The sequence below is a fragment of the Gilvimarinus agarilyticus genome, from assembly GCF_000832015.1.
Classification (GTDB): domain Bacteria; phylum Pseudomonadota; class Gammaproteobacteria; order Pseudomonadales; family Cellvibrionaceae; genus Gilvimarinus; species Gilvimarinus agarilyticus.
This window is the reverse complement of record NZ_JXCJ01000001.1, coordinates 2,873,594-2,893,555: the sequence shown is the minus strand read 5'-3', so window position 1 is coordinate 2,893,555 and position 19,962 is coordinate 2,873,594. Positions and strand designations below refer to the sequence as shown.

Annotated in this window: 21 protein-coding genes; 9 read left to right on the top strand and 12 right to left on the bottom strand. The window is 54.8% G+C overall.

The window, feature by feature from the left end; all coding sequences use genetic code 11:
* Positions 1-48: 48 nt before the first annotated feature.
* From SD69_RS12505 to SD69_RS12495, 3 genes are all read left to right on the top strand, one after another.
* Positions 49-1,014, top strand: a complete 966-nt coding sequence (locus SD69_RS12505) for a DUF58 domain-containing protein (RefSeq protein WP_041523485.1) — start codon at positions 49-51, stop codon at positions 1,012-1,014.
* On the top strand, positions 1,014-3,005 hold the full coding sequence (locus SD69_RS12500; protein WP_041523484.1) for a transglutaminase TgpA family protein: 1,992 nt from the start codon (positions 1,014-1,016) through the stop codon (positions 3,003-3,005). Before SD69_RS12505 ends, SD69_RS12500 begins: the two co-directional genes overlap by 1 nt.
* A 311-nt stretch (positions 3,006-3,316) precedes the next feature.
* Positions 3,317-4,624, top strand: a complete 1,308-nt coding sequence (locus tag SD69_RS12495) for an ammonium transporter (protein WP_052481129.1) — start codon at positions 3,317-3,319, stop codon at positions 4,622-4,624.
* Positions 4,625-4,706: 82 nt separating this feature from the next.
* Here the strand turns inward: SD69_RS12495 and SD69_RS12490 are convergent, their stop codons facing one another.
* The 7 genes from SD69_RS12490 to SD69_RS12460 form a co-directional block, all read right to left on the bottom strand.
* Positions 4,707-5,471 (bottom strand): TrmH family RNA methyltransferase, encoded by a 765-nt coding sequence (locus SD69_RS12490; protein WP_041523483.1) that lies wholly within the window; start codon positions 5,469-5,471, stop codon positions 4,707-4,709.
* Positions 5,472-5,555: 84 nt separating this feature from the next.
* Positions 5,556-5,972, bottom strand: a complete 417-nt coding sequence (locus SD69_RS12485) for a CBS domain-containing protein (RefSeq protein WP_041523482.1) — start codon at positions 5,970-5,972, stop codon at positions 5,556-5,558.
* Between the two features lie 134 nt (positions 5,973-6,106).
* A complete protein-coding gene (locus SD69_RS12480; RefSeq protein WP_041523481.1) occupies positions 6,107-6,865 on the bottom strand; it encodes a pyridoxine 5'-phosphate synthase in 759 nt (252 codons plus the stop codon).
* Positions 6,862-7,500: a peptidylprolyl isomerase gene (locus tag SD69_RS12475; RefSeq protein ID WP_052481128.1), complete on the bottom strand. Its 639-nt coding sequence runs from the start codon at positions 7,498-7,500 to the stop codon at positions 6,862-6,864. Before SD69_RS12475 ends, SD69_RS12480 begins: the two co-directional genes overlap by 4 nt.
* A 45-nt stretch (positions 7,501-7,545) precedes the next feature.
* Positions 7,546-8,247, bottom strand: a complete 702-nt coding sequence (locus tag SD69_RS12470) for a TIGR04211 family SH3 domain-containing protein (RefSeq protein ID WP_052481127.1) — start codon at positions 8,245-8,247, stop codon at positions 7,546-7,548.
* A gap of 82 nt (positions 8,248-8,329) precedes the next feature.
* Complete coding sequence (locus SD69_RS12465) at positions 8,330-8,629, bottom strand: YciI family protein (RefSeq protein ID WP_041523480.1); 300 nt, start codon at positions 8,627-8,629, stop codon at positions 8,330-8,332.
* Positions 8,630-8,659: 30 nt separating this feature from the next.
* A complete protein-coding gene (locus SD69_RS12460) occupies positions 8,660-9,430 on the bottom strand; it encodes a VC0807 family protein (RefSeq protein WP_041523479.1) in 771 nt (256 codons plus the stop codon).
* 184 nt (positions 9,431-9,614) lie between these two features.
* Between SD69_RS12460 and SD69_RS12455 the strand changes: the two genes are divergently transcribed.
* The 5 genes from SD69_RS12455 to rluB all read left to right on the top strand — a co-directional run bounded on the left by SD69_RS12455 (position 9,615) and on the right by rluB (position 14,115).
* Complete coding sequence (locus tag SD69_RS12455) at positions 9,615-10,469, top strand: PHP domain-containing protein (RefSeq protein ID WP_041523478.1); 855 nt, start codon at positions 9,615-9,617, stop codon at positions 10,467-10,469.
* Positions 10,470-10,569: 100 nt separating this feature from the next.
* Positions 10,570-11,196 carry an L-threonylcarbamoyladenylate synthase gene (locus SD69_RS12450; RefSeq protein ID WP_041523477.1) on the top strand — a complete coding sequence of 209 codons (627 nt, stop codon included), beginning with the start codon at positions 10,570-10,572 and terminating at the stop codon, positions 11,194-11,196.
* 112 nt (positions 11,197-11,308) lie between these two features.
* The gene (locus tag SD69_RS12445; protein ID WP_232301193.1) at positions 11,309-12,208 is read left to right on the top strand and encodes a segregation and condensation protein A; all 900 of its coding nucleotides are present in this window, start codon (positions 11,309-11,311) and stop codon (positions 12,206-12,208) included.
* On the top strand, positions 12,208-13,158 hold the full coding sequence (scpB, locus tag SD69_RS18475) for an SMC-Scp complex subunit ScpB (protein ID WP_084591566.1): 951 nt from the start codon (positions 12,208-12,210) through the stop codon (positions 13,156-13,158). The genes SD69_RS12445 and scpB overlap by 1 nt, the downstream gene beginning before the upstream one ends.
* 30 nt (positions 13,159-13,188) lie before the next feature.
* Positions 13,189-14,115 carry a 23S rRNA pseudouridine(2605) synthase RluB gene (gene rluB / locus SD69_RS12435; RefSeq protein WP_084591565.1) on the top strand — a complete coding sequence of 309 codons (927 nt, stop codon included), beginning with the start codon at positions 13,189-13,191 and terminating at the stop codon, positions 14,113-14,115.
* An 18-nt stretch (positions 14,116-14,133) separates the two neighbouring features.
* Here rluB and SD69_RS12430 read toward each other — a convergent pair whose 3' ends face one another.
* From SD69_RS12430 to SD69_RS12420, 3 genes are all read right to left on the bottom strand, one after another.
* On the bottom strand, positions 14,134-15,090 hold the full coding sequence (locus SD69_RS12430) for a GGDEF domain-containing protein (protein WP_052481126.1): 957 nt from the start codon (positions 15,088-15,090) through the stop codon (positions 14,134-14,136).
* 237 nt (positions 15,091-15,327) lie between these two features.
* Complete coding sequence (locus SD69_RS12425; protein WP_232301192.1) at positions 15,328-16,686, bottom strand: ATP-binding protein; 1,359 nt, start codon at positions 16,684-16,686, stop codon at positions 15,328-15,330.
* A 47-nt stretch (positions 16,687-16,733) separates the two neighbouring features.
* Positions 16,734-17,459: a response regulator transcription factor gene (locus SD69_RS12420; protein ID WP_041523475.1), complete on the bottom strand. Its 726-nt coding sequence runs from the start codon at positions 17,457-17,459 to the stop codon at positions 16,734-16,736.
* A gap of 197 nt (positions 17,460-17,656) precedes the next feature.
* On the opposite strand from SD69_RS12420, the gene SD69_RS12415 reads away from it, so the two are divergent.
* Entirely contained in the window at positions 17,657-18,190 is a 534-nt protein-coding gene (locus SD69_RS12415; RefSeq protein WP_041524769.1) for a flavodoxin, read from the top strand.
* Positions 18,191-18,204: 14 nt separating this feature from the next.
* Here SD69_RS12415 and cmoB read toward each other — a convergent pair whose 3' ends face one another.
* Together cmoB and cmoA are read right to left on the bottom strand one after the other, a co-directional pair.
* A complete protein-coding gene (gene cmoB / locus SD69_RS12410) occupies positions 18,205-19,176 on the bottom strand; it encodes a tRNA 5-methoxyuridine(34)/uridine 5-oxyacetic acid(34) synthase CmoB (protein ID WP_041523474.1) in 972 nt (323 codons plus the stop codon).
* On the bottom strand, positions 19,173-19,907 hold the full coding sequence (gene cmoA, locus SD69_RS12405; RefSeq protein WP_041523473.1) for a carboxy-S-adenosyl-L-methionine synthase CmoA: 735 nt from the start codon (positions 19,905-19,907) through the stop codon (positions 19,173-19,175). The genes cmoB and cmoA overlap by 4 nt, the downstream gene beginning before the upstream one ends.
* Positions 19,908-19,962: the final 55 nt, after the last annotated feature.

Here is a 19,962-nt window from a genome sequence, read left to right as displayed (position 1 = left end):
ACCTCTTAGGCTCATTGTTCGGTGGTTCATTTATGCCGGTGAAGCACTATGAGGCCTGATTTCAGTAAACGCTTTGATGCATTGTTTTGGCGCTGGGCCAAGCGGCGCACCACTCCCCAAAAAACAGTCACACTGCAACACCGTGCCATTTATGTCTTGCCCAGCAAGGCAGGTTTGGGCTTTTTTGCGGCGGTTATTTTACTGTGGCTGCTGGGCACCAATTACGAAAACAACCTTGTGCTGGCGGCGAGCTTTTTTCTGGTTAGTTTGTTTATCGTGGCCATTATTCACGGGTTTCGTAACCTAGCCGGCTTGCAGCTTACCGCTCTGGCTTCGCGTCCGGTTTTTGCCGGTGAGACACTGGAGTTGCCGGTGCTTATTAAGGCCAGAGCGGGGAGCTCTGTGGGGCGTGTATCGCTCGCCGCCGAGGTGGGACAGTCAATATTGACCGATATTGATAAAAACGCCGAGACCCAGGTCGTGCTGCGTTTAGCTAGTCAAAACCGCGGCTGGCACACACCAGAGAGAGTCTTAGTGCAAAGTTATTATCCCCTTGGGTTGCTGCGTACCTGGTCGTGGGTGCGTTTTGATGTACGCCTGTTGGTCTACCCAAGGCCTCTGACAATTGTTCAGCCGCCGTTGCTCGGCCGCAATGACGGTGAGCACGCGCCGGCTTTAGCGCGCGGCGATGACTTTGACGGTTTTAAACGTTATCAACCCGGCGCGCCTCTGGCGCATATCGCCTGGAAGCTTTATGCGCGCGGAGCGGGGCTTCAACTCAAGCAGTATGTTAGTTCCGAGCTCGATAACCTGTGGCTGGATTTTCGTGCGGTATCGGGCGACCGGGAGGCTCGCCTGTCCGGTCTTTGTTATTTGGCATTGCAGTGGCATCAGGCTGGGCGAACTTTTGGGTTGCGGCTGTTGGAGCAGCACATTGAGCCCTCCAGTGGTCAGGAGCACCTGCATCAGGTATTGCGGGCACTGGCATTATTTGAGCTGGAGCGAGCGAGCTGATGAGTGCCAGTACAGAAAAACTATCTCGTCAGGGATTGATCTGGATGCTCCTGGCACAGGCCATTGTGTTGCTGCCCTTGGTATTTGAAGTGCCGGTTTGGTTGACCTTGTTGGCTATTGCTACCGGTGTTTGGCGCTGGAAAATCGCCACGGCTGGATGGCGGTTTCCGGGTAAACTTGCTCGGTTAATCTTGGTGTTGTTGGTTTGCGCGGGGCTGCTGTTTAGCTTTAGCGGCAGCTTTGGTATGCAAAGTATGCTCAGTTTATTGATCGCGGGCTTTGTATTAAAGCTGATTGAGCTTAAGCGGCCTGGCGATTTTTATCTGCTGTGCTACTTGGCGTACTTTGTCACTGGCGCACAGTTGCTGTTTGCGGCTTCATTGCCAAGTTCGGTCTACGGCTTGGTATCGTTGTTGGCAGTTACTGGGGTGCTGCTGGTTAATAATGGCTCGGTGGCGCGTCTGGGTGTCGTAAAGCAGTGCCAACGCCTGGGCGTTTTCGCGCTTCAGGCGCTGCCTATCATGCTCGTACTTTTTTTTGTGGTGCCTCGTATTGGCTCTTTATGGACGATTCCACTAAACAAGTCGGCGGGGCAAACCGGGGTGAGTGACTCTATGGCTCCGGGTGACTTTAGCAATTTAATGCGCTCTGGTGAGTTGGCGTTTCGGGTGAGTTTTGACGGCCCGATACCGGCACCGCAACAGCTTTATTGGCGGGCTTTGGTGTTTGATGACTTCGATGGGCGCACCTGGCGTCAGAGTCACGCGCAGGATGTTCAGCGCGGGCGCGCGAGTGCGCAATGGCGCAATTGGCAAAATGCGGTAGAGCTAAGCGGTGAGCCCATAAGTTACCAAGTGTTGCTGGAGCCGACCGCCAAGCAGTGGTTGTATGCGCTCCCGACGTTTTCGGAGCTACCTGAAAGCGTACGGGTTAGCCCAGGGTTAACCTTGTACGAAACCGAGCGAGTTAATCAACGCAAGCAGTACCGCGTTAGCTCTGTGCTCGATTACCGTTTGCAGCCACAAGGCCTGGATCAGCCGCAAACGATGCAAGCTCTGGCCTTGCCGGAGGGGTACAACCCACAGACCCGGCGCCGTGCGCAACAGTGGCGCACCGAGGCTACAGATGAGCGACAGCTTATGCAGCGTGTGTTGGGCTATTTTAATCAGCGCTTTCGTTACACCTTGCAACCATCGACGCTGGGAGAGCACACGGTAGATGATTTTTTGTGGCAGTCGCAAGCGGGGTTCTGTGAGCATTTTGCCGGCAGTTTTGTCTTTTTTATGCGTGCTGCCGGAATACCCGCACGGGTTGTCGTGGGGTACCAGGGCGGTCAAATTAACAGTAATGACGGTTACCTGGTGGTCCGCCAATACGATGCTCACGCCTGGGCGGAAGTATGGCTTGCTGGCGAAGGGTGGGTGCGGGTTGACCCAACCGCCGCTGTTGCTCCCGAGCGAATAGAGCAAGGGGTCGAGTACTCTCTCAGTGATGATGACAATCAGTTGCTGGGAAACGTGTTTAGTCGACGGTTTCAAATGCTCGGCGATTTGCAGCTGCGCTGGGATGCGCTTAATTACCGCTGGCAATTGTGGGTTATGGGGTATGACAATGCCGCGCAACAGGCGTTACTGCAAAAGTGGTTTGGGCGCGTCAGCCCCTGGATGCTGGCGCTGGTGGTGACTGCTGTTGTGGCATTGGTGAGCCTTGTCGTGTTGTTACCGCTACTGCGCAGCAGTGGCCGGCGGTTGGCGCCCGCCGAGCGGGCCTACGCGCGAGTTGAAAAGGCCATGACACGCTGTGGGCAGCCGCGGTATGTGGGTGAGCCGCCCCGTCAATACGCCGCCCGCATCAGTCGCGAACGCCCCGACCTGGCCGATGACCTAAATGCAATTACGGCGCTGTTTGAACGCGCCAGTTATGGCGACTCTAAGACCGCATTAGCTCGACTGCAAAGCGCTGCCCGTCGCTTTAAGCCAAGCCGCTTGTAGTTTATTCCACTCTCGCCCGTCTCGGGTGCGCCCCCGCCAATATTGCACTGTAATGATGCTGAAGGCCTAACGCTGCTTTTCTTTGGTGCGCATTAGCGGTCGATAATTGTGCGCTACCCTTGTAACTCATTGATAATAAAGCGATATATAAATGGGCATAATAAGTGCATTAGTTTCTATTATGCACTTGAGTGAGGCGGCCTGTCATTTGTTGTATCACAGCCTCCTCGTTGCGACCCAACATTGTGCATTGTTAATAGCCTTAAGGTGTTGCGCGGCCGCTGCCGTACAAAATGATAATAGGAGTTACCATGATGTGTTTTTCTCGTAAGCTGGCGTGGGGAGCGTCGCTTGCCTCTTTGCTATTGCTGGCGCCTGCTGCTCTGGCTCAGGAAGCCAACGGCGCCAATACGGCGTGGATTTTAACGGCAACGGCTTTGGTGTTGTTTATGACGCTGCCGGGGCTGTCGTTGTTTTATGGCGGCCTGGTTCGAAGTAAGAACATTTTGTCGGTGTTGATGCAGTGCTTTGCCATTGCCTGTGTTGCGTCACTGCTGTGGTTGATGGTGGGCTATAGCCTGAGCTTCGGTGAAGGTAATGCGTGGATCGGGGATTTCAGTCACGTCATGTTCAGCGGTATAGGCAAAGATACACTAGCGGGTGATATCCCAGAGTCACTCTTTGCGCTGTTTCAGATGACGTTCGCCATTATTACCCCAGCGTTGATTGTGGGTGCCTTTGCCGAGCGCATGAAGTTTTCTTCTATGCTGATTTTTTCGGCCGCGTGGCTGTTGGTGGTATATGTGCCGGTTTGTCACTGGGTGTGGGGCGGCGGCTTCTTGGGTAGCTGGGGGTTGTTGGATTTTGCCGGCGGTACGGTGGTGCATATCACGGCCGGTGTTGCCGCGCTGGTAGCCGCGTTAGTGCTGGGTAATCGCGATGGTTTTGAAACCGTTGCCATGCCCCCGCACAACATGACCATGACCGTCACCGGGGCCGGTATGCTTTGGGTAGGCTGGTTTGGTTTTAACGGTGGCAGCGCTTTGGCGGCCAATGGCGATGCCTCTATGGCCATGCTGGTGACTCATATTTCCGCCGCTGCTGGCTCGTTGTCCTGGATGACGATCGAGTGGATCAAGTTCCGCAAGCCCAGTGTGCTGGGGATCGTGACGGGCATGGTGGCAGGCCTTGGTACCATTACTCCAGCCTCAGGTTATGTGGGCCCGGGTGGTGCGTTGGTTATTGGATTGTTGGCCGGCGGCGTGTGCTTTGTAATGACGCAGCTGATGAAGCGTGTCTGGAAAATTGACGATTCACTGGATGTGTTTCCGGTGCACGGCATCGGCGGTATTTTAGGTACCTTATTAGCCGGGGTGTTTGCCTCGCCCAATCTGGGCGTATTTAGTGGCCACGGCTTCTCGGATGCTGTCGAGGGTATGTCAGGTCAGGTGTGGGTACAGTTTTTGGGCGTGATTATTACCTTCGGTTACACCGCCGTGGCGACTTACGTTATCTTAAAGTTGACCGGGGTGTTGACCTCTGGTCTTAGAGTATCGCGTGAGGATGAGCTACAGGGGCTGGATATTACCATGCACGAAGAAGAGGGTTATAAGCTGTAAACCTCACTCAATCATTAGATCAAAAAAAGCGCTGCCGAGAGGCGGCGCTTTTTTTGTGTCTGGCATTGATTACTTGGCGATATTAACGAAAGGCGATCAGTGCGGCCGTCACCGCCACATTAAGGGACTCGACTTGGTTGTTCATGGGGATTTTTACCCAGTGGCTGCACTCGTTTTGCACCTTGGCAGACACTCCCTCGGTCTCGTTACCTAAAACAAACACGTTTTGCTCGCCGCTATAGTGCTGCAGCGTTTGTTTGGCGTGGGATGAAAGCCCCGTTACCTGATAACCCGCCTGAGAAAACTTATTGAGTGTAGCGGCTAAAGGTTCGTTGCTGCGTAAAATGGGCGCGCGGAATACCGTGCCGGCGCTGGCTTTAATGACCAGTGGGTCAATTTGCGCACAGCCTTTTTCGGGCAAAATAATGCCGTCTATATTACCGGCACAGGCGCTGCGGATAATCATGCCTAAATTTTGCGGGTTGGTGATGCCGTCCAGTGCCAACAGATTGCTGCTTTTTGTTTTTTTTGCGGCTAAAAAGTCGTCCGTGGTGCTGAACTTTTGGCAAATCAAATCCACCGCCACGCCCTGGTCTTGCTTGGCGTTTTTAGAGATGCGCGATAGCGCGCTGCGGTCGTGGTATAGCACCTCGGCTTGGCGCTTTTGCGCCTCGGCCATAATGTCATCGATAATGCCGCCGCGCTTGTTACTTTGCGCTAAGTGCAGGCGATATACCTCGACGCCGGACTGCTGTAATGCCTCGAGTACCGGTTTGCGGCCGTACACGGTTAACAGGGTATTAAAGAATTGTTTTTTGGCGAGGTAGGCGTCGCTGTCGCGTTGCATGGTGGTTATCCGCTATTGAGTGGTAGCCGCAACTGAATGCGGCGCTGTACAAAGCAGCGCCGCAAGGATACCACAAATCAATCGCTAGCTTTGGCGCAGGTAGCAGTCTTCGTCGTTATCCAGCAGGGCCGCCAACACATCGCTGCGGGTAATTAGGCCCACCAGTTTCCCCTCGGCTACAACAGGGTAGTTTTTTGGGGTGTGCTGTAGCATAACCTCGGCAATTTTGACGATGCTGTCGGTGGGGGCAAAACTGACTACCTGAGTTTGCATTACGGTGGCGACACTGGCGGGCTCCTCGCAGTAAAAGGCGCCATGCAAGATCTCTTTAATGCAGTCGCGCTCCGACACAAAGCCAATTACCCGTCGCTCGGCATCGATCACAGGTGCTCCTGTGACTTTTCCGGCAAGCAGTTTATGGACGACTTGCAACAAGTTGGTGTTTTGCTCAAACGCCAAGGGTGAAACTTGCATATAATCTTGCACGAGAATCGAGTGCATAGTGATCTCCAGCTGTGGGTCTACCGCCTAATGTTCACTGTTGATGTTGTGCCGTCAGCGCGACACAACCACTGCAACACGGCGCCGGGTGAGTTGTGCCCGGCGCTTACTCTAAGTGTAGTTCAGGTTGGGTGCTATTGCTGGCAGATGGTTCGGTAGGCGCGCACGGCTTGGCTGAGTCCCATGTTGAGTGCGTCTACGGTTAGGGCGTGGCCGATAGAAACCTCGGCAATGTTAGGGATGGCGAGAAAAGCGGGCAGGTTATCGAGGTTTAAATCGTGCCCGGCGTTTACTTCAAGGCCACATTGAGTGGCGACTTCGACGGCGCTACGGTAGCGTTTAAGGTCCGCATCGGTTTGTTTACTGTTGAGATTGAAACGCTCGGCATAAGGCCCGGTATAAAGCTCAATGCGCTCAACCCCGAGCGCGCTCGCTAAACGGATTTGCTCAGGATCCGGGTCCATAAAAAGACTAATACGCACCCCTAGCTGATGCAGCTTGGCGATAATGGGTTCGAGCTCTTTGGTGCTGTTTGTTAAGTCGAAGCCGTGGTCTGAAGTGAGTTGGTCGTTAGAGTCGGGTACCAGTGTGCACTGGTGGGGGCGGGTTTCCTCAACCAGTTGCAGCAAGCCCGGGTAGCTGCCTTGGGCGACAGCAAAAGGGTTGCCCTCAATATTAAATTCGATCCCGTCATGCTGCGAGACTAAGTGGGCGAGCTGGTAAACATCAGAGGGGCGGATATGGCGCTGATCGGGCCTCGGGTGCACAGTGAGTCCGTCAGCGCCGGCCTCGAGGCATATTTTTCCGTGCGCGAGCACGCTCGGGAAATCTCCTTCGCGAGAGTTGCGCAGTAACGCAATTTTATTGAGATTGACACTCAGGGCTGTACTCACTGCGCAATCATCTCCTTTAGCTTAGAGCTTGAGTTGGCTGGAGTTTTAACTTTACCGCGACTGGATTTTAAGATGCGCACAGCCGCGTTCGGTGCGTCGGGGTAGGAGCGAAATACACCGCGGGGCTCGGCGACGATTTTTTCCACCACGGACTCGCCGTCAATCACTTTGCCAAATACCGCATAACCGGCTTTGCTATCCGTGGCGTCGAGCGACGGGTTGTGCTTAAGGTTTATAAAGAACTGGCTGGTGGCACTGTCAACCCGGCTGGTACGCGCCATCGAGAGGGTCAGGTATTGGTTTTCCAGGCCGTTGTCTGATTCGTTTACAATCGGCGGTTGGGTTTCTTTTTGTTTGAAGTCAAAGGTAAAGCCCCCGCCTTGCACCACAAACCCCGGGATGACCCGATGAAAAATCGTACCATTGTAAAAGCCGCTATCCACATAGGCTAAAAAATTGGCGACGGTCACCGGGGCCTTTTCAGGGTACAGCTCGATAATCAATGTGCCTAAGTCGGTCTCGAAGGTAACGTACTTGTCGTCGGTTTTGTCGGCCGCCACGCTGGCACCACTGTATAGAACGCAAAGCGTTAGGCTTGCCCAGAGTGCCAGCATTTTTGATGAAAGTTTTAGCATGTTATGGACTCGTATTATTTGTGTAGGGGTGATTTAAGAGGGGGCTTAACCCCACTCGGAACGGCGCTTGCGACGGCCAAATGATTGTAAAATGAGCGATAAAATAACCCCGCCCAACAAAATTCCCGCGCCAACGATCCATTCTTGATAGCGTTGKCTGTTTTTTAATCGTTCGTTGTCGGTTTTTAAGACTTCGGCGCGAGTTTGCAGTAGCTGGTAGTTTTCATTGAGCTTTTTGTACTGCTCGTTAAGGGCCACAGTACTGGCCGAAAGTTTGCGCAACTCGGCAAACTCACTGTTGGTTTGCTGGTAGTCGTCCTGCAGTTGCGCGAGCTGTTGCTCGAGCTGGTTGTTTTTACTTTCGAGCGCCTCGTTAGTATCCAGCAGCTCGGTTTGGTTGCCGTCTAGCTGGCTCATTTTTTGTTCGAGATTGGCAAGCTTGATTGCAGCGGTGGGCTCGTTTAATAAATACTGAGACCGGATCCAGCCCTCAAGACCTCCGCTGGTGCGCACTTGAGCCCATTCGACATCAGAGTCGTCAGAGGCGGTTTTAATCAGCTCAAGTTTTGTGCCGCTGGGTAAGCCTCGGTGCACGATGCGGTATTGGTTGCCCATTCCGCTGCGCAGGGGCACTTGCAGTGTGTCGGCCACGTATTGCGTTTCGGCGTGAGCTTGAATGCTAACGATGCTGACGCTGAGTACGGCGGCGCTCACCAGAGGCTTGAAGTAAGTCGTTGGTTTTATCACTGGAGTACCTATTGGATCTGATTTACAAAAGCTGATTATTGTACCTTAAGATGGATGCCCTACCTGTCAACCGGATCACGGGTTAGGGCAGCACTCTCTTAAAGGGTTTGACAGTGACTTTAGCGTAAACCCCGGCGGCAATGTACGGATCGGCATCGGCCCATTGTTGTGCTTCGCTCAGCGAACTAAATTCTGCCACCACAAGCGAGCCGGTAAAGCCGGCATCACCCGGATCGTTGCTGTCCACGGCGGGGTGAGGGCCGGCGATAATCAAGCGCCCCGAGTCGTAAAGTGCATTAAGGCGGGCAATGTGGTCGGCTCGGGCGGGCTTGCGTTTGGCCAGGCTGTCGGCAACGTCTTCGCTGATGATGGCGTAAAGCATAAGGTAAGGTCCTGAATTATTTGTCGCAGTTTAGCTGTTTACAACTTCTTCAAAGTCGAGCTTGGTTAATTGTTTGATGCGCTTAAATAAATACATTAAAGCGCCGGCCATGACGATGGTGGCGGGCAGGGCAATAACCGGGAAGCTCAGGGCCGTCATTTTGCCCAGCTCTTCGTTAAAGGCGACGGTGCCAGGCTCGCTAACAAGCAGCCATTTGGCCAGCACATAATTGAGAAAAGACGATAAAAAGAAAGACATGGCCACTAAATAAGAGGCGTTGCGCAGCGCTTGATTAAAGGCGACTGTATTTTGCTGTTGCTCCAGACGCTCGGCAATAAGATCTACCTTAAGCACTTTATCGTTGTACAGAAAGGTTTTTACCAGGGGAAAGCGGGTTTTCATAGAAAGCAGCGTGGCAAGACCAATCATTCCGGGGATGGCGGCTTCTTTAATGGCGATGTATTGCGGATCAAGCTCTAACAAGCTGATTCCGCCCGTGAGCAAGATACTGATCGCCCCCAGCGCCGAAAACACGTTAAACTCGCGCCTTACCAGAAAATCCCGTAAACCGTAAGCCAGCGGAAAGGCTAGCGCTACCACCAACGCCCAGCGGGTGCCTAAATACTCGTCGCCACTGAGTTTGGTTAAAATCAGCGTGGGAATGACGATGTTGAGTAAGATGTTGCCCAGTAAACTTTCGCGCTTTTTGGGCGCGACCGGGGGCTGTTCGGTACTACTCGGATCTACCGGGCTGGTCTGAGAGTGGCTTTGCTCACTACTGGATGGAGCTGAATTATTCATACTAAAGGTGTCCGCCTTGCCGGTTAGTGTGCTGGGCCATTGTTGTCGTGCTGTGTGAGCGCTGTAGTATCGCTTATTACAACCGCTATGCTGCTTGTCGCGAGGTTCACTTTGCTAAGCAATGGTGTGCTTTAAAATGCGATTATACGGTATTCATCTCTCTTAATGTTGTTAGAGGCCACGCTTGAAAATTGATTTACATATGCACAGTAGCTGCTCTGACGGTGAGCTAACCCCCGAGGCTCTGGTGGCCAGGGCCAAAGAGGCGGGCCTGGATGTTATTGCCCTAACCGACCACGACACGGTTGAGGGGTTGGCTCGGGCCCGCTTGGCCGCCGAGAGTGAGGGTTTGACCCTCATAAACGGCATCGAGTTCTCAAGTCGCTGGGGTAAAATAGGTGTGCATGTGGTTGGATTGGGCTTGGATGCGACCAGCGAGGCTCTGCAAGAGGCTGTTGCAGCGCAGCAAGCGGCGCGTGTTGAGCGCAATTTAACCATTGCTAGCCGGTTGGAAAAGCTCGGCGCTCACAACATTTATCAGCGTGCCGTGGATCTCGCCGGAGGGACGCAAATTGGTCGGCCGCATTTTGCCCAGTTATTGGTAGAAGACGGGCTTGTTAAATCGGTAGCCAGCGCGTTTAAAAAGTACTTGGGCGCGGGTAAAGTTGGCGATATACGCCAGCAGTGGCCGCCGTTAATCGAGATTATCGGTGTTATTCGCGCCGCCGGTGGTGTGGCGGTGCTCGCGCACCCGGCCAAATACCGCTTAACGCGCACCAAATTAAGAGCGTTAATCAACGATTTTACCGAAGCTGGCGGCGGTGCACTGGAGGTTATTAGCGGCTATCAGCCCAGTGGGCTTGCGCGCGATTTGGCAGCAATGGCTAACGAGGCCGGTCTTGCCAGCTCCTGTGGCAGCGATTTTCATCGCCCCGGCGGTGTCTGGCAAGAGTTGGGGCGGTTTGAGGCTATGCCCACTAATGCGCGCCCGGTATGGTCTTTATGGCCCGAACTGGCCGCACTGGGTGGTCATAAATAACCGAACATCGTCGATGGTGTTTGTATCTCGCGTACGTGAAAATTATAATGGCGATTCATCGGGCCGCGAGGCCCCATAGCTGGCAACAAAGGAAGGCTCAGTGGCACAGTTTTTTCAGATACATCCCGAAACACCCCAGACGCGTTTAATCTCGCAAGCCGTTGATATTATTCGGCGCGGCGGTATTGTCGCGTATCCCACTGATTCCGCCTATGCCCTCGGGTGTCACATCGGCGATAAAATGGCGCTCGATCGCATCCGCCTGATGCGCAAGCTCGACAAGCATCACAACTTCACACTAATGTGCCGCGATCTGTCCGAGATTGCGACCTACGCTCGTGTGGATAACCAGGTGTTCCGCTTGCTCAAGGCGCATACCCCGGGCCCCTACACCTTTATTCTGGAGGGTACCTCGGAGGTGCCGCGCCGCTTGCGCCACCCCAAGCGTAAAACCATTGGCTTGCGCGTACCCGACAACCCCATTGCGCTGGCGCTGCTGGAGGAGCTTAACGAGCCTCTGATGAGCAGCACCTTGTTGTTACCCGGCGATGAGTATCCGCTAACCGACCCCTACGACATTCGCGATTTGCTTGAACATCAGGTCGAGTTAATTATCGACGGTGGTTACTGCGGCCTGGAGCCCACTACCGTGGTCGATTTAACCGACGGTGTGCCAGAGCTCATTCGGCAGGGTAAGGGCGATTTTTCTGTCCTGTTGGCCGATTGATCAGCTTTATGGCGCTGTTCCCGAGGCTGGTTCCTCTTTATAATGCGGCATTCATTGCTGTATGGCCGTTTGCCGTTGGCGCCATCGATTACCGAACACAGGGGAGGCTTGTGTGAATAACCAAAACCTAGACCCTGAGGTAACCGCCGACAACCCCGCTGACGTAGCCGAGCTCGAGCTACCCGCCACCTCGGCAGAGGCTGGCGCTGGTACGGCGAACGCCGCACCCAGTCAGGCTGAAATGCCGTTTGCGATGGTGCAAGGCAAAGCCTATACCGAGCTGCCAAAAGATCTGTACATTCCGCCAGACGCGCTTGAGGTATTTCTTGAGGCCTTCGAGGGGCCACTCGACTTGCTGTTGTACCTTATTCGCAAGCAAAACCTCGACATTCTCGATATCGACGTGTCTGAGATCACCGCTCAGTACATGGCCTATGTCGAGTTGATGGATGCCGCTCACTTTGAGCTGGCGGCCGAGTATCTGGTAATGGCTGCTATGTTGGCCGAGATTAAATCGCGCATGTTGCTACCGCGCAGCGTCGAGGAAGAAGAGGAGGGGGAAGATCCTCGCGCCTCACTGATTCGCCGTCTGCAAGAGTACGAACGCTTTAAAATGGCGGCCGAGGACATCGATGAGCTGCCCCGTGTGGGGCGCGACGTGTTTGCGGCAAGCGCCGAACCACCGGACCGTAATCTGACTCGCCCGGACCCGGATGTCGAGCTTCAAGAATTGCTGTTGGCCCTATCTGAGGTGCTGCGCCGCGCCGATATGTTTGAAAGCCATCACGTCGAAAAAGAGCGGCTCTCTACCCGCGAGCGTATGGCTCAAGTGCTGGATAAGCTCGCCGGGCGCAACTTTATGCCCTTTGTGAGCCTGTTTACCGTCGAGGAAGGACGGCTGGGAGTGGTGGTTACCTTTTTGGCCATTATGGAGCTGATCAAAGAATCTTTGGTAGAGATCGTCCAAAGCGATAGCTTTGGCCCGATACACGTTAAGGCAAGAACACAATAATGATAGCGACCGAACAACTACAGGCGATCGTTGAAGGTGCCTTGATGGCCTCCAGCGAGCCGCTCTCCGTAAAACGTTTGATGAGCCTGTTTGAAGAAGACGATACGCCTGATAGCGCGGCATTTGAGGCGGCGTTAAGCGCAATCGCTGAAGCGTGCGAAGGACGCGGCTTTGAGCTTAAGCAAGTCGCCAGTGGCTGGCGGATACAGGTGCGCGAAGAGCTGGCCCCCTGGATTAATCGCCTTTGGGAAGAAAAACCGCAAAAATACTCCCGCGCACTGCTCGAGACACTAGCGCTGATTGCCTATCGCCAGCCGATCACCCGCGGTGATATCGAAGAAATTCGCGGTGTTGCGGTCAGCTCGCACATTATTAAAACGCTGGTTGAGCGCGACTGGGTGAAAGTCGTGGGGCAGCGGGATGTGCCCGGACGGCCTTCATTGTATGCCACGACCCGGGATTTTCTCGATTACTTTAATTTAAAAAGTTTAGATGAGCTGCCCACGTTAAGTGAGATACGCGACTTGGATGAGTTAAACGCCGAGCTCGATTTGGGGGCTGCTTTAACGGCCACGTCCGGCGGTGATAACCCCGAGCAAGCTGTTGCCACTGATCAGGCGATGGAGCAGGGCGATAATGAGCTCGACCCCGCCGGTGATGACGACCCGGAGGCGGCGCTCGCCTCAGACGATGATGCCCTTGTGGCTGCAGCGACATTCGAATCGGATGTGTACGAGCAAGACGCAACCGCCATACAGGTTACTGCGGAAGCGGGCGACGCGTCGGAGGGCAGTGACGAAACTGACTTCGATGAGTCTGAGGCTGATGAACTTTTGATCGACGAGGCTCCGTCTGATCCAGCGGTAGAGTCAGAGGCTGCCACTACGGATGATGACAGTGACGCCACAGCGGAATTTATTGACACTCAAGAGCGCGACCGCGAGGACTAATCCTGCGGCGCCCACCCCAGCGAACTATTTATGGCAAAACGAACACCAGATCACAATCCGGACGAGGCGGCCAAGCCGGCCGACGCAATTGCGCCCGCGACGGATGAAAAGCTGCAAAAAGTCCTCGCGCGTGCCGGATGTGGCTCGCGGCGCGAGATGGAGCGCGCCATCTCGGCAGGCGAGGTCAGTGTCAATGATCGCGTGGCCACATTGGGTGATCGCGTTACCGAAAGCGATAAAATTACCTTGCGGGGCAAGCCGGTATCGGCGCAAAAAGATGCCTCTAAACGGCGCGTTATCTTGTATAACAAGCCCGAAGGTGAAATTTGTTCGCGACACGACCCCGAAGGGCGTCGCACGGTGTATCAGGCCCTGCCCAAAATATCGGGCGAGCGTTGGATTTCGGTGGGCCGGTTGGATTTTAACACCAGCGGTTTACTGCTCTTTACTAACGACGGTGACCTGGCGAATAAGCTGATGCACCCTTCATCGGTTATCGACCGTGAGTATCTGGTGCGTATCCAGGGTGACGTCGACGACGATATGCGCAAGCGCCTACTTGAAGGCGTCATGCTGGACGACGGTGTTGCCCGCTTTACCGATATCGTTGACGGCGCCGGAGAGTCCCGCAACCGCTGGTTTTATTGCGTGGTAATGGAGGGGCGCAACCGCGAGGTTAGGCGCCTTTGGGAAAGTCAGGGGGTACGTGTAAGCCGCCTCAAGCGGGTACGTTACGGCAATATTTTTATTCCCTCACACGTGCGGGTAGGCCAATGGCTGGAGCTTGATTACCGTGAGATCGCCGACTTGTGTCAGACAGCAGGGCTCGAGGTGGAGCGGGGTGCCAAGCCTAAATCGAGCCGCGAGGCCACCATGCAGCGTGAGCGTCACGAGCGCAAATTACGCGCCGGTAAGGGGCGCAAGCCACCACGTCTGAAAAAAGGCCCACGCCGTTAGCACGCCTCTGTAGGTACTTTAGCGCTGGCTCTTGCCGGCGTTTACCACGCTAGCAAGGTCCGGTACCGGTGGCTCACAGCAGCTGCGGTTGCGTCCGGAGGCTTTGGCGCGGTAAAGCGCAAGGTCGGCGCGATCGACCAACAAGCCGGCTGTTTCCTCGGCGTTTATACAGGCGCTAACGCCTAAGCTGATGGTGGGGCGAATGATGGCTTCATCATGGGTGATGTGCAGTGCTTCTATAGCACGCCGTACGCGCTCGGCAGAAATCAACGCCCCCGAAGCTCCTGTGCCGCTAAGTAGCAGGGCAAACTCTTCTCCTCCGTAACGAAACGTCATATCCGTGCCACGGCTAACCTGATCGATGGTTTCGGCCACGGTGCAAATGACTTTGTCACCACGTCGGTGTCCGTGCTGGTCATTAATGTGTTTAAAGTGGTCGATGTCGATTAAAATTAAAGCAAAAGGCTCGCCGTTACGTATAAGTAGTTGCCGTTCGCGCTCTAGCGCGTTATCAAGTGCGGTGCGGTTACCCACGCGAGTGAGCGGATCGATCAGCGCGAGCTGTAGCGCGTCTTGATATTGCTGGGCGTTGCGCAGTGGGAACGCGAGTGATGCCAACAGAGTTTCAAGGGTTTGCTGCTCCGGCTCGCTGAAACGCTGGCGGCGGTAGAAAGTGAGCTCCCCAAGGCGCTGGTCAGCCAGGCGCATGGTGTAATGGCACTGATGAGTCGATTGCCGGCCTATCTGTAGGGCCTCTTCCTGGCTGCCGGAGTTCGCGCAGTAGCGCAGGCCGCTAAAATTAACCATTCCTTGCGCGTGCTCAAAAAACAGGCGAATGATGGTGTGGGTGTCGAGTGAGGTTTGCAGCGCGTGAGCGAGCTTTGTGCGCGACTGCAACAGCTCAGCGGCAGCAGCGTTTACCGCTGGTCCGTTGGACAGTGCTTGAATACCACCAGAGGAAGACAAATCTCGCATAACAGTGCGCTCAATTCCCGCTCGGGCGATAGGCCCGGCTTGCCAAGTTATAATCTTGGGAGTGACTATTGCGATTTTTGTGCCAAGCTCGGGCGAGTTCTATTTTGTTGTTATATTACAGTAGCTTGGCGGTATTTTAGGTCAGCTGTTAAATTCCTGGTGTCATGTTTTTGTCGGTTTCGGGGGGCGCTGGCGGAAGATGTTTGCCGGTAGTCAAAGTGTTGTCACGGGCGCTGGCTAAGCGTCGATGGCTTTGCCGTCGGCCTGATAGGGTAAGCTGATAGTCACACACAGACCGCCCTCGGAGCGATTTTCAGCCACTATATGGCCACCGTGTAAGGCGGTGGTGCGCTGGGCGATGGCCAGCCCTAAGCCGTAGCCACCGCTCTCTCGGTCGCGCGCTTGGTCGGTTCGGTAAAAAGGCTGGAATATGTCGCTGAGCTGGTCCGCTGCGACGCCCGGGCCCGTATCTTTAATCTGTATTTGATATGCCGAGTCTGTTAGGGAGAGCTCGGTGGTAATGGTGCCGCCGGCGGGCGTGTAGCGCATCGCATTACGGGTCACGTTATCAAAAACGCCGTACAGCATATTGCCGTGGGTGGGCAGCAGGGCCTCCTCGACGGGTAGCTGTAGTCGCAGCGTAATATGACTGCGCGCGGCTTCGGGCTGCAGGCTCTCGTCCAGTGCTCGCAATAAAGCCACCACGTCCGTGGTGTCATCGAGCGTCCAACCGCCGTCGTCCAATACCGGCAGGGCCAAAATATCGGTAATGACGTCATTCAGGTAGTCAGCCGCTTGCTTAATGCGGGCCAGCTCACGATCCACTTCTCCGGTACTGCGTTGCTGGGCTAAGGCAAGTGCTACCTGAAGGCGGGCCAGGGGAGTGCGCAGCTCGTGGGAGACATCTTTTATTAGTCGCTTTTGCTCGGCCATAGCGCGCTGTAAGCGCTCGGTCATATGATCAAAGTCGTGGGCGAGGGAGGCGATTTCATCGCGACGATTGTTAAAACGCTGGCTAATGCGCACACTCAGGTCGCCCTTGGCGATACTGCGGGTAGCTTTTTGCAGAGTAGAAAGCCCGTGGGCAAAGTGCCGCGCAAGAAAAAAACAGGCGGTGCCGCTGACCAAAATTGAAGCCAGTAGTAGGGGCCAAATATTGTTTATAAACAGCTGCCAGACAATGTCGCCGGAAGTTTTAGCGCCTTGCCCGGATGAAATGGTAAACACTTTGAGGCTTTTGCCATCGTTAAGGGTTACGTGGCGGCCCCAGGTTTTATGGCTGTCGCCGACGACTTTATTAAACGGGTGGCTGGGTGAGATTTTGGGGATTAAATACTGCACGCCTTCGGGCAGCGGGCGACCGAGTAAATCTTCGTTATGAGAATCAACGATATAGAAATACCGACGGCTCCACTCGGGCATGGCGCGCATGTCTGCCAGCACCTGAGCCGAATTACGGTTGACGATGGAGCCGGCCATCTGAAACAAAAAACGTTGCGCTGGCTCGTATTCCTGACCGCCGCGCAGTTGTTGCAGGGTATTATCGGGGTTGTCGCCACGCCAGTGAACAATCACGTTGGTAGTGACAATAATCACGGCCGTGATGCACCAAAAGGTGAGGAAGACCCGAAGGTAAAGCCGAGTCATCCGCGCTGCTGGGTTTCGCTCGTGCGGGTTAGCATATAGCCGGCGCCACGTACGTTGATGATTTGATCTTTGCCGGCCCCGGCGCTGGCGAGCTTTTTACGGATGTTGCTAACGTGCACATCGATGCTGCGATCGTAGGGGGTGAGTTTGCGCCCCAGCGCCTGCTCGGTGAGCTCGTCTTTACTGATAACCTGGCCTGCCTGACGAACCAACAGTTCCAGCACGCTGAACTCTGTGCCGGTTAGTGGTAATAAGGTGTCTTGCCAGTAGGCGGCGCGGCTACCGATTTGTAACAGTAGTTTATCGACTTCCAGATCACTGGTTTCGGGTAGTGTTTGCGCGCTGTTTGCGGTGCGGCGCAGCACCGCGCGCAAGCGGGCAACCAGCTCGCGTGGGTCACAGGGTTTGGGTAAGTAGTCGTCGGCGCCGATTTCCAGGCCAATAACCCGGTCGATGGTGTCGCCTTTGGCGGTCAGCATAATAACCGGTGTGTTTTGTTGCCCGAGGTCGGCCTGTTGACGTAATTTTTTGAGTACATCAAAACCGCTGTGGCGAGGCAGCATGACATCGAGAATCATCGCGGAGTACTGGTTCTCGCCCGCCATTTCTAGCGCCTGGTCACCGTCGTAGGCGGCCGTGACGGTAAAGCCTTCCGAGCTGAGGTACTCCTGAAGCAGTTCTGAGAGTTCTTTATCGTCGTCAATCAGTAGAATATCTGTCATTGGGACCTCTTACTGGTTATTCTGGCGCGCTGGCCGCCGCAAGTGTGCAACAGTGCGCGGTTGCTGTCATGGGCCGCTCTCACTTATTAACCTTTCTTAACCTCAGTTGCAAGTTTACATGCTGCTTGCACGACCTTGAAATAGCTGGGAAAATTCGCGCGCTGTTTTACTTACTCGTTAGTTATATAGGTACTTCTGTGGCCATTATAGGGCTTTTTTTCGGCAGTGATGAAGGCAATACCGAGGCCGTTGCGATGCGTATTCAAAAGCGCATGGGCGCTGACGTTGTGGATGTGCACGATATCGCTGATGTAACCCAGCTGGAATTTACGCAATACGAGCGAATTATTCTCGGTATACCCACGTGGGATTTCGGGCAGATTCAGTCGGATTGGGAGGAGTTTTGGGACGATCTGGGCGATATCGATTTTAGCGATAAAACCATTGCACTGTTCGGTTTGGGTGATCAGTTTGGCTATGGCGATTATTTTCTCGATGCGATGGGTATGATGCACGAGGTAATCGCGCAGCATAACCCGGTACGCATTGGCTACTGGCCCACCGATGGCTACGAGTATGACGCCTCTAAAGCCGAGTGCGATGGGCAGTTTGTCGGCTTGGCGATCGATGAAGACCAGCAAGAAGATTTAACCAGTGAGCGCCTCGACCGCTGGTGCGAGCAAATCCATCGTGAGTTCGGTTTGGATACACCGCTATCTCTGGGCGACTAGCGCCTGCCGATCGACTAAGGCGCTTCTGCTAAAAATACGGCCCGTACCGGGGCCGGGTGCCCCTCGACTGTTAAGGCGGGGTTGTCGGGGTCAAGAAACTTATCCAGCGAGTGAAAGTGCATCCAGTCGGTGCTGCGCTGCTCTTCCAGAGTTGTGGTGCAGATATCCACTACTCGCGGGTTACGTAACCCGCATTTGCGCATCCAGCTAAGCATGGTGGGGGCGCTGGGTAAAAACCATACATTGCGCATCATGGCGTAGCGATTTTCGGGTACCAGTACCTCGCCCTCGTCCCCCTCAATAATCAGGGTTTCTAAGACGAGTTGTCCGCCCGGGCGCAACGTCGCTTTGAGCTCGCGCAGGTGATCCATGGGCGAGCGGCGGTGGTAGAACACGCCCATCGAAAAGGTCGTATCAAAGGTGCCAAGCTCTGTGGGTAAGTGCTCGATACCCAGCGGAAGCACATCAATGGGGTAGTGTTGGCCAAAGAAATGTTTAATGGCCTGAAACTGCACCACAAATCGCGGTGACGGGTCGATGCCGATCACGCGCTTGGCACCATCGCCGAGCATGCGCCAACCGTGGTATCCGTTACCGCAACCTACGTCCAAAACCAGCCGATGCTTAAGTGGGGCGATTTTGTCGCGAATACGCTGCCACTTCCAGTCGGAGCGCCACTCTGTGTCGATCTCAATACCGTGCACGCCGTAGGGGCCTTTGCGCCAAGGGATGAGCGCGCGCAAGCCTTCACGTGCCTCGCTAATAACCTGCGCATCGGTTTCTCCGCTTACCGTCACGCTATCGCGCAGTTCAATCGAGCCAGGTTCGATGTTAGGTAGGCTGTCGAGCGTGGTAAGCCAGCCGGGTAAATCGCCAAAACGATTGGGGTCGAGTCCACGCTCGATATCCCGCGTTAGCGTGTCGGCCCACGGGTGGAGCGTCTCGTGGTTTTGTATAAAATCCAAAAGCTCGTTAAACGTAATCATTTGATTGCGATGATAGAGGCAAAGTTAAGGCACTGAAACCAGACGTCGACGCTGGAAAAGCCTGCGGCACGCAGACGCTCGCGGTGCGCCGCGAGCGATTCGGGCAGCAAAACGTTCTCGATGGCGGCACGTTTTTGGGCAATCTCCAGGTCGCTGTAACCATTGGCGCGCTTAAAGTTGTGGTGCAATTCGGTCATCAGCTCCTCATGGGGTTTGTCTTCAAAGGCAACCTTCTCGGACAGGATTAATACGCCGCCAGGGTTTAGGCCGTTACAAATCGTGTTTAAGAGTGCGGGGCGCTCGGCCACGTCAATAAACTGTAAGGTGAAGTTGAGCACGGCTAACGAGCCGTGCTCGATGGTGACATCCTGAATCCGCCCTTCAATAAACTCTACCGGGACCTCATCCTGACCATCGGCGGCAATGACTTGCCGGGCCCGCTGGATCATTGCGGGAGAGTTATCCACCGCGATAATTTTACAGTTGGCATTTTGGATACGGTGGCGCATGGCCAGCGTCGCGGCCCCCAGTGAGCAGCCCAAATCGTAGCAGTGGCTGCCCGCGGTCACATAGCGCTCGGCAAGGGAGCCGATCATGTTCACAATGGTGGGGTACCCAGGCACCGAGCGCTTGATCATATCGGGGAAGACATCGACCACTTGCTGGTCAAAGCTGAAACTGTCCACCTGCGCTAGCGGATTGGCGTATAGGGTATCTCTGGGCTCGGTCATCGGTGCTGTGTCTCGGGCGAAAACGAAATAGCGGTTGCCCACACGGGGCGCAGGC

What these genes read in the sequence shown, in the direction of transcription:
- SD69_RS12500 (WP_041523484.1), top strand. Translation starts at nt 1,014, where the DNA reads ATGAGTGCCAGTACAGAAAAACTATCTCGTCAGGGATTGATCTGGATG.
- SD69_RS12495 (WP_052481129.1), top strand. Translation starts at nt 3,317, where the DNA reads ATGATGTGTTTTTCTCGTAAGCTGGCGTGGGGAGCGTCGCTTGCCTCT.
- SD69_RS12490 (WP_041523483.1), bottom strand. Translation starts at nt 5,471, where the DNA reads ATGCAACGCGACAGCGACGCCTACCTCGCCAAAAAACAATTCTTTAAT.
- SD69_RS12475 (WP_052481128.1), bottom strand. Translation starts at nt 7,500, where the DNA reads ATGCTAAAACTTTCATCAAAAATGCTGGCACTCTGGGCAAGCCTAACG.
- rluB (WP_084591565.1), top strand. Translation starts at nt 13,189, where the DNA reads ATGGCAAAACGAACACCAGATCACAATCCGGACGAGGCGGCCAAGCCG.
- cmoB (WP_041523474.1), bottom strand. Translation starts at nt 19,176, where the DNA reads ATGATTACGTTTAACGAGCTTTTGGATTTTATACAAAACCACGAGACG.
- SD69_RS12485 (WP_041523482.1), bottom strand. Translation starts at nt 5,972, where the DNA reads ATGCACTCGATTCTCGTGCAAGATTATATGCAAGTTTCACCCTTGGCG.
- SD69_RS12465 (WP_041523480.1), bottom strand. Translation starts at nt 8,629, where the DNA reads ATGCTTTACGCCATCATCAGCGAAGACGTTGCCGACAGCCTGGCCAAA.
- SD69_RS12420 (WP_041523475.1), bottom strand. Translation starts at nt 17,459, where the DNA reads ATGACAGATATTCTACTGATTGACGACGATAAAGAACTCTCAGAACTG.
- cmoA (WP_041523473.1), bottom strand. Translation starts at nt 19,907, where the DNA reads ATGACCGAGCCCAGAGATACCCTATACGCCAATCCGCTAGCGCAGGTG.
- SD69_RS12505 (WP_041523485.1), top strand. Translation starts at nt 49, where the DNA reads ATGAGGCCTGATTTCAGTAAACGCTTTGATGCATTGTTTTGGCGCTGG.
- SD69_RS12430 (WP_052481126.1), bottom strand. Translation starts at nt 15,090, where the DNA reads ATGCGAGATTTGTCTTCCTCTGGTGGTATTCAAGCACTGTCCAACGGA.
- SD69_RS12460 (WP_041523479.1), bottom strand. Translation starts at nt 9,430, where the DNA reads ATGAATAATTCAGCTCCATCCAGTAGTGAGCAAAGCCACTCTCAGACC.
- scpB (WP_084591566.1), top strand. Translation starts at nt 12,208, where the DNA reads ATGATAGCGACCGAACAACTACAGGCGATCGTTGAAGGTGCCTTGATG.